Origin of the sequence: Microcoleus sp. D2_18a_D3 (assembly GCF_036702455.1) — a bacterium.
Lineage (GTDB): Bacteria > Cyanobacteriota > Cyanobacteriia > Cyanobacteriales > Microcoleaceae > Microcoleus.
The window spans coordinates 69,085-82,831 of sequence record NZ_JAUBTK010000005.1 but is presented as its reverse complement, the minus strand read 5'-3'; the positions used below and the strand labels follow the sequence as shown (position 1 = coordinate 82,831).

Genomic DNA, 13,747 nt, shown 5'->3' with positions numbered 1-13,747 from the left:
ATGGGACAAAACTGGGCAATTACGATCGGTATCAATGGTTATCGCAACTTGCAATCACTCAACTACGCCAAATTTGATGCCGAGGCAATGCAAGTATTTTTCCGGCAAGAACTCAATATCCAGACTGTTTATCACTTTGCTGATGATTCCTTGCCTATAAAGCAAGACTACGGTTCCGATCTGGACTCTCATCCTACTTACACAACTTTAAATCGTTTCTTTCGAGTGCGGTTTGAAGAGTCATTTTTGAAGTCAGGCGATAACTTGTGGTTCTTCTTTGCAGGGCATGGAAAACGTCATAAAGATCGGGACTATCTGATGCCGATAGATGTTGATCCTGGTGATGTTGAGAGTAGTGGCATTTCATTGCAGTACGTTAGTGAACGCCTGCGACGCAGTGGTGCCGATAACGTTGTTATGCTAATTGATGCTTGTCGAAGCGGAAACGGGCAAAGAGATGGTGTGGGCTTTGGGCAAGAAAAGCAGCAAGGTGTCATTAGCTTGTTCTCCTGTAGCCCAGGGGAATCTTCCTATGAGATTAATGAACTACAACATGGATCATTCACCTATGCCCTGTTGGAGGGACTAAAAATTGAAGGAGAAAGCAATTGTGCGACCGTTGAACGGCTCTATCAACGTCTAAGGCAAAGGGTTCCTAGCCTGACCCAACAATACAGAAAGGTTCAGCAAACTCCTTATGGTGTAGTCGAACCACCAACTAAGTACCACCTCATTTTGTTGCCTCGCAAAGCTAATCTTACTGACATCGTGACACTGGAAAACGATGCTCTTCTGGCTGAAGTTCAGCAAAACTTCCAACTTGCAAAACAACTATGGATTCGCGTACTAGCTGTTTCACCAACTAATCCAAAAGCAATTGAAGGGATTGAACGCTTAGCCCGTGTTGTACCTGCCGGATATGGCTCTGGTAAGACTGATGTTCAGCATCCAGTAGGAACTTTCTTTGCAATCCGTCATCAGTCATTTGAACTATTAACTGTTCGTATTTCGGAGGAGTCCTTACCTGCTCATTTTCGGCATTACAAAATTCAACATATCGAGTTTTACCTATCATCTTTCTTCACAAACGGCGTTTGCGACCCCATTAGTGCTGTACAACAGAATAACAATCTCATAAACGATTTTTTAGTGGTATTTCAAGCCAATCCAGAAGCAGTAATTGGTTACTATGGCATTGTTCACATTCCACTTCAGTTCTGTGCTGGTTATGCTGTCTCAACCTGGCCTAGGATTGCGTTATTTGAATTGGATCGCGATGTAAATTGTTGGTATGAGTTGGCTGGTGATGATAGTCCAAAACTTGACCTAAGCGTTAGCACTATCTCACGTCCAGCAAATGCTGTTGCTGTTGCCATTAGAATCGCCATCTCGTTTGACATTACCAAAAATGATGTGGACGATGTAGTGCCTCAGCCCTATGAAGATATACAGATTAAGATAGGTAAGCGACGTATTGACGCGATCACCCATTACAGTCAGGTAAAGGAAGTCTGTAACGCTTTCCGGCAAGTCCTTGATGATTTGCATACCCGCGTTGACAAGTCACTTATTGTGCATATCTTTTATTCTGGACCAGTTAGCCTTGGCTTCAGTCTCGGACGCCGAATCAGCCGAACGATTCATCACCAGGTTATCGTCTACAACTACACATCTCATACAAGTCCACGGTATGCCTGGGGTGTTAAGATTAATAGTGTTGATTCACCTGAATCTAGGGTTGTTTCGACTAAGTTGCTCATCCATGATACCTAAGAGTAATTTCACATATTCATGTACGACATCTCTGACGACTTACAAATTTTTTATGACACCCATGTTCGTCTTGGAACAATACGACGACAGCAACTTGCAACTTATCGAGACTTAAATATCACCCGACTAAAAAATGGTTTAAACGATCTTGCTAAAGAAACTGGTCGTCCGCACTCACATCCCTATGACTGGAAGAACCAAGGTGGGTATGCAATGCGTACTCTCAACCAAGATCCGAAGGGTGACAATGACTACGATATTGACGTTTCACTAATTTTCCATAAAGATGAGATACCTGAAGACCCGCTTAAAGCACGGCAGCGTGTACGTGATGCGTTATGCAAACGCTGCACTAATTTCACAAAGGAACCAGAATCACGTACTAATGCAGTTACGATTTGGTATGCAGAAGGCTACCATATCGACTTTGCAATCTACCGCACCTATATAGACAACCTCGGTATAAAGCGTATTGAGCATGCCAGCACTGAGTGGAAACGGCGAGATCCAATGGAGGTTAACGACTGGTTTAGTAAATGTGTTGCGACACTAAGCCCGAAGGCTAGTCAAACTCTCGGTTACTATCCTAAAGTTGAAGATGGGCAAATGCGTCGCATTGTGCGATTTCTAAAGCGGTTCTGTCGCTCACGAACTTCTTGGAGTCTACCCGGTGGCATGATCGTGTCAGCACTAGTAGCCGAGTCTGGTATTTACACAGCGAACAGCGAGCGCGATGACCTTGCCTTGTACAACACTATGGTGGCATTACGTAATCGACTAAAAGCCTCTTGCCACGTATACAATCCAGTCGATACTTCACAGGAACTGACAGGCAAAACTGAAGTATTAAACCAAGTCACTCGACTTCGGGATCGACTCGATACTGCAATCAGTAAACTTAGCGTGTTATTTGACGAGTCAAAGTGTACGAGAGAGAAGGCGCGTTTTGCTTGGGACTGGATTTTTAATCATGAATTCTGGGCGAAAAAAGAAAGCACTAAAGGTACAACCAAGGCTGAGTTAAGTGCTGTAACAAGATACAGTGTTACAGTTCGCTGCGATCTTGCCAAGTGTGAGAATGGCCCAATTTATGAACATTACTTGAGTGGAAGCTCTGTTTTACCTAAAGGCGTTGCACTCAAATTTTCAGTCATGTCAAGAAATCTCCCACCCCTCTACAGCGTGCGATGGATTGTTGATAACGAAGGAGACGAGGCAGGTGAGGCGAAGCAGCTTTACTGGGAAAGCAGTGATAGCGGAACCACAATTTGGACAAGCACTGCCTTTAAAGGTACTCACCGCATGACCTGTCAAATTGAGAAGGAGGGTCGAGTTATGGCGCAGGCGGTACACATTGTAAAGATCACAGCAAGCGGTAATTCTAGGATTTCGGGTAGTTCCAATCGTGGATTTGGCTAAAAAGTTCCTACTAACCTCAAACGAGGTAAGATGTCGCACCCCCTAATCCTCAAGCATTAGATTTTAATGCCACACAGACCGAATGCTGGGTAATGTAAAGCGATCGCGCCGTCCCACTCTCCAAATCAAAATAGGTCGCAAACCGCTTGAGATTGCCCGCAGCCATCCGGTACAAATAATCCGCCGCCTCAGCCGCCACTCGAACATTCACGCTCTCGCTCTGCACATTCAGCACTGCCATCTCAGCACAAGATAGGTTATTTGTCAACTCTTCAGGTTTCGGTTTCAAAAGGTCAGGAGCCAGGAGCACCGGAGATGGTAGCCTAGCACATCCCAACCCCCCAAAATTATAGAAGTCCGGGTCAGTTTCCAAAGAACTGCCCAGCAAAATTTGTCCCGCTGCTGCATGATTTCCGCAATCGAGATACCACACGCGGGGAATTTCAGAACGGCTGTAAAATTGGTTTAACTCCAGAGCCTGATTAATTGCCGCTCTCCCGGCTGCTGTATCCACGCACCCCACCAGGATGGTCAGTTTGTCGTAGGCGTAGCGGATTAGCTTGGGGTCAAATACCTGCACGAAAGCCGTCGTGTCAACTCCCCAAGCGATAGAGTATCTCAACGCTAGAGCCTGCGCCTTGGGCAGTCCGATTTCCTTATCGCAGAAAGCTTGCCTGCTGATGTTGGCGAATTCAACTCGATCGGGATCTGCGATCGCAAATTGCACCTTTTTCCCCGACTTACCCAAACTCCGTGCCAGCCGTGCAATATGGTAAGACAGCCAAGAACCCGTTCCTCCCGCCCCAATTAGCCAAAAATCAATCGAATCAGCTTGTCTGACAATCAAAGGCGAAGCTGACAAATAATCATAATTAAACATGGGGTAAATCTCCAAATCTTGTTTACAATTCGATTGGGTCATCTAACAAAGAGGGCGCAACAGAACTGGAGTAGAATTTATCAATCAAATCGTCTTTTTCTCCACCAACTGTGACATCTACAATGAAACTCGGTAATTCAAATATCCAGTCAGCCGGAACGTGCCAGAACTGTCGATAAACTCCCACGCGGCAAATAATTTCAGCGCTCGATTCAGTCACTCTCCCTAAAACTACGAAAATGCGGAAACCCCCTTCATCTGCATCATCGGCACCTGAAAAGAAAGCTGCCATCCGATTGTGCGAATGTACCTCTACAGTGGCGTTAATATACGAAGAATCTAAACCGTATTCAATTGCTCTACATTTAGCAGAACTTTGCGTTTGCTCTGGAATTACGAGCCGCCATTGTCCTTGTTCCTGATGAATGTGGAAAGTGATTTCTAACGGTTGTTCTGCAAGCGCGGCGATACAACTTTCTTTCCACATTTGGATGAGTATCTGCTGAGGGATTCGTCCAGGAGTTAATCGGACTAAAGGCTCAATCGGTTCTAATCCTCTGATTGACGCGGTAAAAATTTCCACCGGAATTATCACTTCTAACCCCAGTCTAACCGCTCTAACAAAGATGCCATTGCTGCCAATCAAATACTCGAACATACTGCTAGAGTGAAACGGCAGATTGTCTCCGAGTTTGACAATCTTATACTCGACAAATTCTAAGTTGTAGTGATTCAGTTTAGGTAGTTTAATCATCAGTTATTGCTGAAACTAATTTGGCAATCGTTTGGTTCGTGCTGACTAAATCTTTAACTGGGTAAGATGAACGTTTACCTGCTTTTTCGAGCTGCAAGCGCACGTCACTGGGTTGCGCCCTAGATTTGCCGTCACTCAAATGTCCGTTGAAGGGACTAGAGATGAACAATTCCCAAGCTTTTTTAATAGTATTGGGCGAAGCTACAGGCGGTTTATTATCTCCCCAGCAGATGCGTCCACAGGGTTGATAGGAATGCAAATAGACGTTGGGCAGCGGAACGTGAAAAGCATCTGCTTCCGGGTCAAATTTAGAGCCTTTAATTGCCCAAACCCAGTAATCAGATTTCAACCCCAAGAATACCAATGCTGGTAAAGAAACCAAGTGCTTTGATTCCAACAAATTTATTTCGTGTTTCTGAGGTAGCACGAATTTGATTGTCCATTCCCCGGCGCTGCCAGTTCCCCAACGTACTATCCCCGATTCAAGGTTTATCCAACCCGAATCAATGGGTGTATTGGCAAAAGCTGCTCGCAGAGTTGCTGGAGACAGGCATTTGTACTTGGAACTGTCCCCCGATTGATAGTGAAAAATGTAAGTACCGCCCTCAATAAAGAGAAGTTCGGCTTGAATAGTGGACAATTTTCGGGGGGCTACCTCCAGTACCTCTCGAATTATTTCAGATGCAATGTCAGATTCCATAATGCTAAGAGGTGTGAGAAATTGGTGTTAGGCTCAGATTCAATCCAGTCAATCAATTCGCAGGCTTTATCTAGTAGCTGACTAGCTTTTTTCCATTCACTTGCTAGGAATTTAATGTCTTCAATTGTCCAGGGTCTTGATTCAAAATTATGATTCCAGTAACTTTCACAGCAAACACTTTGGTCTAGCCAAATATTTCCTGTTTCTAAGTCAAGAAGTGCTAAGGCTGTAGGCAAATCGCTGATAGGAGGTGCAACGCGACGGGCTAATCTCTTGAGAAGTTTGAAGTTAGTTTTTTCGGGATGTGCAATGTCTTTCAAGCTGTATCCAAACGTACATTCGTACCACGCTTTTCCTTCATCGCCTGCTACCGATTCCAACCACCACCGACCTGACTGCGAAAGCGGCAGTAATATCTGCCATCCACTTCGCAATGCGTCAATTCCTTCTTCATGGTCTTGCCAATCTATTCCTTTAGGCGAGACAGGAATTTGATAGAGGCGCTCTTCATAAGCGCCCTCTAAAATTATGTCGTCAATCGGAAATAAATGTTCGTTAACTAGCGAAATAAACTCCAATTCCTTCGGACTGTGATTTTCATCTTCCGAGTAGAGCTCCGATTGGCTTTTTTCCCATTCCAAAGGAAACAATTGTTGATAAAGACTGAGAGCTGATACGTGTTCAGTTTATCTAACAAATAATCGGTTGCTGATTTAAAGTCGATGATTGGTTGGCACTGCTGTAATATTTGCAGAGCGGATTTAGCATTCCAAATTGCAGCCATATTAAAACCCCATTGGAACTGCACCAGCTACAGAGCGACTATTTAACAGTCGTTCCTTGGTTTGCTCAACTGCTCTCACGTCGTCTGTCCCTTTTGAAATAGCTAACTCAATAGCTTTTACCATTTCTTTCATAGTCGCGCTATCGAGTTCGCCAGAAAGCTCTAACCGTTGTAGTTTCCGGCACATAGATAGTGCGGGATTGACTTCTTCTGGTGCATTGATGAGGAATTCTAAAGGAGTCATTTTCATGGTTATTTTACTCCTTTAGAGCCGTTGCGTTTGGCTACTGTAATCAATTCTCCAGGTTTTCTAATGATGTCGGCGTTGGCGCAATCTGGGTAATAAGTTGTGAGCAATTTGCGGAGTTCGTTATCATCATTTGCTATTTCCTCATCAACAGGATGCTGTTGTCCCTCGAAGGAAATTAGCACTTTCTTTTTTGAAGTCATTTTCTTATCCCAAAAGTAGGTATGTTGTTCAAATCCCAAATAAGGTCAGTTGCGTTCCAGTAGTTTTAGACTCTGTAGAAGTTGTAGACGTAGTGGTGCTACTCGCTTCGCTTCCAGGTTTATTTGGGTTAGCGCTTCTTTTCTTTTGGTTGCGAGCATTAGCAATCTGTCGCCGCACTTGGCAATTGGGAAAATCTGCTACAAGTTCCTTCAGCAGTTCTTTGAGAGGTGGCGGTAATTCTCCCAATGATGACTCTCTTATCTTTTCGCTAACTGGAAAGTCCCTGTGACTACTTGCGGAAATAATTACAATTCGTCCGTCTGGATGACCGTCATCTGGTTTAAATGTCAGGTGCAGTTCGACGGTACATTTCTCTATGATATAAGGTTCTTCTTGATGTTCGGATTGTAAATTGTGGGATTCTTCAGTTTCAGAGACAGCATTTTCTTCATCTTCCTCTGCCCAATTATCATCATCTATTGATTCTGAAGCGCTTGCAGAGGTTGATGATTCAGTAGCGACTGGTTTTTTAACTTTAGCTGGCGAGAGGAGACCTAGATAATGTTTTTTGGCTTGCCAGCGATCGCGGTCAAATAGCAGTCCAATCTTTTGGAATTTTTCCTCTATTGTTTCTTCATCTTCGGGTTGAATTGTATACTCAATTAACTCTTCGCTCGTTACCGATAAATTAGCAGCCGCGACTGCCTCTTCTGGTGTCAACCATTTCATTTTTGCTATGCTATTTAATAGCTTGTCATACTACTTATGGGCGTTAGCCCCCTTATTGGTATTAATTAAACTTATTCAAAGATCCACTTAATAATAGTAGCGGCTCATCTCCGTAGGCTTCTACTTCCAAGTAATCGGTCATGGCTTCAGCTACAGCGGCTCTTATAGAACCAAGGAGGACGAATAATCGCCCATCTTTTATGGGAAACGATATATCGAGGCGGTTGTCTCCATCCTCAATTAAGATGGCAAGTTTCCCTCGATAAATCCGGTAGGTAATGGTGTCAAATGTTGAAATGTCAAAGGAATGGTTGTTTTGTTTATTCATGGATTAAGCTGTCCTAAATTACTTCAAAAAAATGGTTTAGCAGATAGCGATATAACAACTATCTGCTGTTAGTTAAACCTCCCACGCTTGTTGGTCTGAAGATTTACCCCTAGCCGGCTCGTGCTTTCATTTTCTTGTTAGAACCATCAACGCCTTTAGCGATCGCCTTTTCTTTTCGCCTACTATTTTGTGTTATAGTTGAATGATTCTCCTGAGTATTTGGTGCGGCAGCACGATTAGAAATTACCTCAGTTGCAGAGGTCAGATTTGATGGTACTATTCCGTATTCAACTCTGAGTTTACGCTCAATTCGAGTGCCATCAACGGGAATGCCTTGTTTCCAATCCGCTACGATTTTGCGTTTGTTGGGTGTAACAACTAGCTTTTCCGTGCGGTACTCTGTTGGCAATTCGCAAGGATTGATTAATACTTCGCAACTCGGCGGATTTTCCTTGAGTCGGATGTGACGCGAGATCCCCACAATCTCTGTGGGAATTACTCCCATTGAATGAAATTGTAGCAGGGTTTTATCCAGACTGCTGCGCCAACGTTCCAGTCGTTCAATTGCCTTATTATGCAGTTCTACTAAATGTTTTAAGCGTGCTTTGACGGCACAAATTTCAGCATCTAGTTGGTCTGCTAGTTCGGCTTGAGTGTCAACAACAATTTCCTGGTCTGTCTGAATTTCCCAGAGTTGTTTGAGGATAGTTTCCTCTTCTTCGGGAGTTTCAGCAGTTTCCAATTGATTCCAGAGTTCGACTGCTTGTATCGAATATCTGGCTAACGAATCTTTGGCTAAATACATTAGTTACCACCTTCCGCAACAATGAAAATACTCATCAAAAGTTTCAATGCTAGCGAGTATGGCTAGCGTTCCGGGCGTGAGTTCGTCTTCCAAACTATGAGAGTCAATGCTTTCATCGCCTACTTCCAAAATTTCCGTCTCTGGGATAAGTTCTAGGGAGTCGGATTTGAAATCCACTCTTCCCAGCAAAGAAGTATTAGTGTAGGAAATGAGTGTATTTGTTGTGTCGTCAACTTCACATTGTTGTAGGGACACGGTTGTGTAAAACCTCGTCTAGAATTTCAAATTCAACAATGCTTAATAGTGCTTTCCATTTCGCGTAGAAGCCCTTAAGCTTTCAACTTTTTTCAAAGCAGGAACCCGCTGCTTGCGAGAAGGAAGTTTTTCTTCAGATACATCTGATAATTCTTCTGAAAAGTTATCTTCGTCGCCTTCAAGATCGTCGTTAGTGAAATCAGCATCGTTATCCTCATCCGCGTCATCCACTTCGCTTTCATCTGTCTGAACTTCTGGTTCTGGCGATGCAGCAGCAGGTGAGGCAGTTGAGGTAGCGATGATGTCATAGCCGAGTTCTAAGATTAGCGATCGCACGACGCTTTCCATCTGCTGTTCCGATAACCCAGGAGTCGTTCTTTTGAGTTCCTGCCGTTTCATTAGCATCCACACTTCCAGAGTTTCTTCTGGTGTTGCAGTCTTCAATGCCAATTTGATTTTTCTAGTCAGTTTGTCCCGCGTGGATTTGAGACGGTCTGTGGCAATTTTTTGTGTATTATTGGGCTGATTTGTAGGCATAAGTAGTGGCGTAGCAAATTATTATTTTCACCCAAAAAGGTGGGCGTTAGCCCATTTATAAGTCGATGACATCGGAAATTAGGTAGAGGTGTGTATAATTCCTTGGACTGATGGGATACGACGCGCATATTTAGTAAGTTAAAGGCTGAAAATATACATAATTTTAGCTTGTACATCGCCTACAAAAAGCATAATTATGAGCCAAATAAGAGGCTTTTATCCAGTTATTCTTATCCCTGATTCAATTCGTCAGTTCTGCGCGGATAACCCGATACCTATTTTGGAAGAAAGTGCTTCTTCTACAAAAAAAATGCCTTTTCCGCCGCGACCGCCAGTTTCCAATAATTCTCGTTATTCTCTGGTAATTCAACTTTGGATAGCTAGTGTTGCGGTAGTAATGTTGGTTAACTGGCTGTTTGGCATGAGTGTTATGGCTTTCTGGTCATCGCTGACGTGTTCGTCAGTGAGTGTAGTGGCGACTTTTTCCTATCTGCGGTTTGTTGATTTTCAAGTGCGCGAGCGCTACAAGCAACGACTGGCTGACTACCAACAACAATTATCCAAATACGAAAGTTATCAATTGTGTCGCTTGCAGCCAAATCGCAAGGAAACTGAGCAATATAATTCTCTGTTGCAGGAGCGATCTAAGCTGCTTAATATTTCTTTAAAAGAAATTATTCAGCAGCCAGCAAGTCAGAGTAAGGGAGGAGTACAGCAAGGGGTAAGTGAAAAGCAATTTTTTATTTACTTATGTCGTTATTTCTCTGGTTTTTATGACTTCTGTATGGGTGGTGAGTTTCCTATACCCGGTACATCTTTTCGTTACACCGCTGACTTTATTTTGGTTCATAAACCGACTGGTTTAGCTATAGATATCGAGATTGATGAACCTTATGATGGGAGAACGGGAAAGCCTCATCATTGTGTGGATAGGAATAAAGATAATCAGCGCAATCAGTTTTTCTTAGAAAGAAATTGGGTGGTGATTCGGTTTTCTGAGTTGCAAGTTGTTAAATATCCTGATGGTTGTTGTAAGGCGATCGCTAGAGTTGTTTCTCAAATTACAGGTGATTATAGAGGATTAGTTCAGTTACAAAATGTTAAAGAGTTACTCCCCCAAAAACAATGGAAAGTTAAGGAAGCTGTTTATATGGCTAAGGCTAAATTTCGTAACTCTTACATAAGAAATAATTTTTGTTAATTAAGGAATTATACTAAAATTTTCAATAAATTTATAGGCTTGCTAAATGCGGGTTGTTTTCACGAATTTTTTGTAACTTAGCTCCCTCAAGTTTAATAGCTGCGGTTCGATCCAACCAAGAGTAAAGATTAGCTGCCAAAGAAGCATTAAGGCTAAACGGTTTAGAATTAAAGCCCGCTCTCATACCTCGACGAATTTCAGGTAGGGTCAGTCCTTGTTCGAGCAGAAAAGGAAGAATATCAATTAATTCTTGAAAAGCGTTCTGTGGCTGAAAGCTGTTATCTGGATCAGCTTTAAGGGTGAATCTGCGACGACGCTTAAAAGGATGTTGCCAAGCCCAACGATAGTGATCCAGATATCCTTCATCAGTATCAATAGTAGCATCGGTACGATCTATAGTATTAGCATTTTTCCAGTAAGTTTTTTCCTTTATAATAAATACCAAATCACAATAAAGGTTATTAAAATTTGGAAAAGTATCGCCACTGACCCAAAAATTGATATTATTTACTATGGAAGACATTTGTGTAATGTGACAATAGGAATGCAGGAATTTACAATTCCAAATGTATGGATCTTGATTGCCAACAATAGAATCGTGATAAACTACGATGCTATCGAATACTGATTTAGTACGAGATGGATGGTAGATAAGATAACCGTTCAAAATACGACCTCAATAGTAATTATAAAATACAATTATATAATTAAAAGTATATCCTATGAAATAAAAAATCTGTTAATAGATTGTTTGAGGTTAAGTAAAAAAATATTCTCATAAAAAGCTAAGAGGATATTTCAAAAGCTAAAGAAAGCTATATTTAACTGCTGATGAAAGGAGGGAAGCAAAACCCTGCGATGTGAGCCAATATATTGACATACTCGATCGGGCTGGCACTCTGTTCACCATAATTTTTTAATATCCTCTAAGCAAACCTATTAATTAAGAGTGCAATCCCAACTTGTCAGCCCTCGTCTTTTGAGTTCTGCAACCATCAAAGGATGTCCCTCTAAATTCGGGTTACTTTTGACGATCGCTACTGCCATCTCACGAGCTAAATTCAGCAAACCCTCATCATCCAATATATTTGCCAGAGCAAATTCGGAAATTCCCGACTGGCGATAGCCCAGCACAACACCTGGCCCACGCAGTCGCAAATCCATTTCGGAAATAAAGAACCCGTTGCTAGATTTTTCCAATACCTCAAGACGTGCCTTAGCTTCTGTTGCTTTACTGGTATTTAACAGAAGACAATAGGAACGGTGGGAACCCCGACCGACGCGACCTCTTAACTGGTGCAGTTGAGCCAAGCCAAAGCGATCGGCATGGTCGATTAAAATAACTGTAGCATTTGGAACATCCACGCCCACTTCAACCACAGTGGTGGAAACGAGTATCTGGGTTTTGTTGTCGCGGAATGATTTGAGCGCTTCATCTTTCTCGGCTGATGTCATCCGACCGTGCAGCAATCCTACGCTAAATTCGGGGAAGATTTCTGTTGAGAGTCGATCGTATTCTGCTACCGCTGCTCTTAAATCTAGCTTTTCCGATTCTTCGATCAGGGGAAGGATGATGTACGCTTGACGACCTCGAAGTACCTCAAGGCTGATTAAATCGTATGCTGAAGCGCTTTTATTAAGCACTTTCGTGTGAATTTTCTGACGACCGGGCGGTAACTCGTCAATCTGACTGACATCCAAATCCCCGTGCAAGGTCAGTGCTAAAGTACGCGGAATAGGAGTCGCGGTCATCGTCAGTACATGAGGTCTATTTCCTTTGTTCAGTAAATCCTGCCGCTGTTGCACCCCGAATCTGTGTTGTTCATCGATGACTACCAGACCGAGTTTGTTGAAGTTGACCTTCTCTTGCAGAAGCGCGTGAGTTCCTACCAATAGTGAAAGTTCACCCGTCTCTAATTGGGCGTGGATTTCTCTGCGCTTGGCGGTTTTGGTAGAACCCGTCAGCAATTCAACAGAAACGCCAAGGCGTTCAAACCACGCCGCAATCTTCCTGTGATGCTGTTGGGCTAGCACTTCTGTAGGTGCCATAAGTGCCGCTTGGTAGCCAGACTGGATGGCAGCGAGGATAGCAACGACAGCAACAACTGTTTTACCAGAACCGACATCCCCCTGTACCAGTCGGTTCATCGGCGTTTTGGAAGTCATGTCGTTGAGAATGTCGTTAATCACCCTACGTTGAGCTGAGGTAAGCGAGAAGGGAAGTTGAGAGTAAAACTGTTGGATTAGAGGGCCAGCAGGAGTTATTTTTGTAAGAGCCGATCGCGCCAAAAGTCGGTGGCGACGCACGAGAAACGATAGCTGGAGATAGAAAAACTCATCAAATACCAGGCGACGGCGGGCAGCTTCTAGTTTGGTTTCGTCTGGGGGCTGGTGGATGTTTGCGATCGCCTTCTGTAATTCCATCAAACCGTGTTGTCGTCTGAACTCCTGCGGCAGGGGGTCATTTAGCAGCTTGGCAGATTCCAAAACTGAGGTTACTGCATTTTGGACAATTTCGTTGCTAACTCCCTTTGTCAAAGGATAAATTGGGATAATTGAATTTTTCGTATCCTTGGCTTCGTCTAGACCGATTAATCGGATTTCAGGGGAAGTTAATGTCATTCCGCAATAGCGATCGGGTTTGACTATCCCAGATATAGCAACAATGCCTCCAGCAACATAGGTGGCGGCTTGCTCGTTCCTCCACTTTTTTGATTGGTAGTACGGGTGGTTGAAGAAACGCTTGCAGGCTATTTTACCGGTTTTGTCCTTGACAATAATAGTCTGAATTGTTAGCCTATAATTTTTAGGCGGACTGAATACTTCCTGATGTTGAATCTTACCTACAACAGTGACTGAATCGCCTACTTTCAACTGATAAATTTTTACTCGCCGATACTTGATGTAATCACGGGGAAAGTAGAGCAGTAAGTCTCGTACAGTTGCAAGGCCCAGCTTTTCTAGCATTGTGTAATTGCTTGGGCTTAACCCTATAGCATCTTGTTTGGTTTATAGGTGGGTTGCAGCGACGGTTTTATTGCTCAAACAAGCCGAAAAGGGCGGGAAATAAGCAATTTGTTTATACCCCAACTTCAGTCATCATTTCCTGGTTCCATGAAAGCTGCGTAAAA

At 43.2% G+C, this 13,747-nt stretch carries 16 protein-coding genes; 3 read left to right on the top strand and 13 right to left on the bottom strand.

Annotated elements, in window-relative coordinates; genetic code table 11:
- The gene (locus tag QUB06_RS04190) at positions 1–1,773 is read left to right on the top strand and encodes an SAVED domain-containing protein (RefSeq protein WP_333434235.1); all 1,773 of its coding nucleotides are present in this window, start codon (positions 1–3) and stop codon (positions 1,771–1,773) included.
- 18 nt (positions 1,774–1,791) lie between these two features.
- Positions 1,792–3,192: a nucleotide-binding domain-containing protein gene (locus QUB06_RS04185; protein WP_333434234.1), complete on the top strand. Its 1,401-nt coding sequence runs from the start codon at positions 1,792–1,794 to the stop codon at positions 3,190–3,192.
- Positions 3,193–3,241: 49 nt separating this feature from the next.
- Here QUB06_RS04185 and QUB06_RS04180 read toward each other — a convergent pair whose 3' ends face one another.
- From QUB06_RS04180 to QUB06_RS04130, 11 genes are all read right to left on the bottom strand, one after another.
- The gene (locus tag QUB06_RS04180; RefSeq protein WP_333434233.1) at positions 3,242–4,072 is read right to left on the bottom strand and encodes a ThiF family adenylyltransferase; all 831 of its coding nucleotides are present in this window, start codon (positions 4,070–4,072) and stop codon (positions 3,242–3,244) included.
- A 22-nt stretch (positions 4,073–4,094) separates the two neighbouring features.
- Positions 4,095–4,826, bottom strand: a complete 732-nt coding sequence (locus tag QUB06_RS04175; RefSeq protein ID WP_333434232.1) for a hypothetical protein — start codon at positions 4,824–4,826, stop codon at positions 4,095–4,097.
- Positions 4,819–5,526, bottom strand: a complete 708-nt coding sequence (locus tag QUB06_RS04170) for a hypothetical protein (protein WP_333434231.1) — start codon at positions 5,524–5,526, stop codon at positions 4,819–4,821. The genes QUB06_RS04175 and QUB06_RS04170 overlap by 8 nt, the downstream gene beginning before the upstream one ends.
- The gene (locus QUB06_RS04165; RefSeq protein ID WP_333434230.1) at positions 5,499–6,167 is read right to left on the bottom strand and encodes a hypothetical protein; all 669 of its coding nucleotides are present in this window, start codon (positions 6,165–6,167) and stop codon (positions 5,499–5,501) included. The genes QUB06_RS04170 and QUB06_RS04165 overlap by 28 nt, the downstream gene beginning before the upstream one ends.
- A gap of 144 nt (positions 6,168–6,311) precedes the next feature.
- Complete coding sequence (locus tag QUB06_RS04160) at positions 6,312–6,560, bottom strand: hypothetical protein (RefSeq protein WP_015211754.1); 249 nt, start codon at positions 6,558–6,560, stop codon at positions 6,312–6,314.
- A 2-nt stretch (positions 6,561–6,562) separates the two neighbouring features.
- Complete coding sequence (locus QUB06_RS04155; protein ID WP_015211755.1) at positions 6,563–6,760, bottom strand: hypothetical protein; 198 nt, start codon at positions 6,758–6,760, stop codon at positions 6,563–6,565.
- A 28-nt stretch (positions 6,761–6,788) separates the two neighbouring features.
- Positions 6,789–7,490, bottom strand: coding sequence for a hypothetical protein (locus QUB06_RS04150; protein WP_333434229.1), 702 nt, complete (start codon positions 7,488–7,490; stop codon positions 6,789–6,791).
- Positions 7,491–7,551: 61 nt separating this feature from the next.
- Positions 7,552–7,818, bottom strand: coding sequence for a hypothetical protein (locus tag QUB06_RS04145; RefSeq protein ID WP_333132181.1), 267 nt, complete (start codon positions 7,816–7,818; stop codon positions 7,552–7,554).
- Positions 7,819–7,927: 109 nt separating this feature from the next.
- On the bottom strand, positions 7,928–8,623 hold the full coding sequence (locus QUB06_RS04140; RefSeq protein WP_333434228.1) for a siphovirus Gp157 family protein: 696 nt from the start codon (positions 8,621–8,623) through the stop codon (positions 7,928–7,930).
- Between the two features lie 3 nt (positions 8,624–8,626).
- Positions 8,627–8,878, bottom strand: coding sequence for a hypothetical protein (locus QUB06_RS04135; protein WP_333176502.1), 252 nt, complete (start codon positions 8,876–8,878; stop codon positions 8,627–8,629).
- Between the two features lie 42 nt (positions 8,879–8,920).
- Positions 8,921–9,415 (bottom strand): hypothetical protein, encoded by a 495-nt coding sequence (locus QUB06_RS04130; protein ID WP_333132184.1) that lies wholly within the window; start codon positions 9,413–9,415, stop codon positions 8,921–8,923.
- 196 nt (positions 9,416–9,611) lie between these two features.
- On the opposite strand from QUB06_RS04130, the gene QUB06_RS04125 reads away from it, so the two are divergent.
- A complete protein-coding gene (locus QUB06_RS04125) occupies positions 9,612–10,616 on the top strand; it encodes a hypothetical protein (RefSeq protein ID WP_333434227.1) in 1,005 nt (334 codons plus the stop codon).
- 31 nt (positions 10,617–10,647) lie between these two features.
- Here the strand turns inward: QUB06_RS04125 and QUB06_RS04120 are convergent, their stop codons facing one another.
- Entirely contained in the window at positions 10,648–11,139 is a 492-nt protein-coding gene (locus QUB06_RS04120) for a hypothetical protein (RefSeq protein ID WP_333434226.1), read from the bottom strand.
- A 416-nt stretch (positions 11,140–11,555) separates the two neighbouring features.
- Entirely contained in the window at positions 11,556–13,610 is a 2,055-nt protein-coding gene (gene recG, locus QUB06_RS04115) for an ATP-dependent DNA helicase RecG (RefSeq protein WP_333434268.1), read from the bottom strand.
- Positions 13,611–13,747 lie beyond the last annotated feature (137 nt).

What these genes read in the sequence shown, in the direction of transcription:
- QUB06_RS04120 (WP_333434226.1), bottom strand. Translation starts at nt 11,139, where the DNA reads ATGTCTTCCATAGTAAATAATATCAATTTTTGGGTCAGTGGCGATACT.
- QUB06_RS04180 (WP_333434233.1), bottom strand. Translation starts at nt 4,072, where the DNA reads ATGTTTAATTATGATTATTTGTCAGCTTCGCCTTTGATTGTCAGACAA.
- QUB06_RS04190 (WP_333434235.1), top strand. Translation starts at nt 1, where the DNA reads ATGGGACAAAACTGGGCAATTACGATCGGTATCAATGGTTATCGCAAC.
- QUB06_RS04125 (WP_333434227.1), top strand. Translation starts at nt 9,612, where the DNA reads ATGAGCCAAATAAGAGGCTTTTATCCAGTTATTCTTATCCCTGATTCA.
- QUB06_RS04140 (WP_333434228.1), bottom strand. Translation starts at nt 8,623, where the DNA reads ATGTATTTAGCCAAAGATTCGTTAGCCAGATATTCGATACAAGCAGTC.
- QUB06_RS04155 (WP_015211755.1), bottom strand. Translation starts at nt 6,760, where the DNA reads ATGACTTCAAAAAAGAAAGTGCTAATTTCCTTCGAGGGACAACAGCAT.
- QUB06_RS04150 (WP_333434229.1), bottom strand. Translation starts at nt 7,490, where the DNA reads ATGAAATGGTTGACACCAGAAGAGGCAGTCGCGGCTGCTAATTTATCG.
- QUB06_RS04145 (WP_333132181.1), bottom strand. Translation starts at nt 7,818, where the DNA reads ATGAATAAACAAAACAACCATTCCTTTGACATTTCAACATTTGACACC.
- QUB06_RS04185 (WP_333434234.1), top strand. Translation starts at nt 1,792, where the DNA reads ATGTACGACATCTCTGACGACTTACAAATTTTTTATGACACCCATGTT.
- QUB06_RS04175 (WP_333434232.1), bottom strand. Translation starts at nt 4,826, where the DNA reads ATGATTAAACTACCTAAACTGAATCACTACAACTTAGAATTTGTCGAG.
- QUB06_RS04130 (WP_333132184.1), bottom strand. Translation starts at nt 9,415, where the DNA reads ATGCCTACAAATCAGCCCAATAATACACAAAAAATTGCCACAGACCGT.
- QUB06_RS04170 (WP_333434231.1), bottom strand. Translation starts at nt 5,526, where the DNA reads ATGGAATCTGACATTGCATCTGAAATAATTCGAGAGGTACTGGAGGTA.
- QUB06_RS04160 (WP_015211754.1), bottom strand. Translation starts at nt 6,560, where the DNA reads ATGAAAATGACTCCTTTAGAATTCCTCATCAATGCACCAGAAGAAGTC.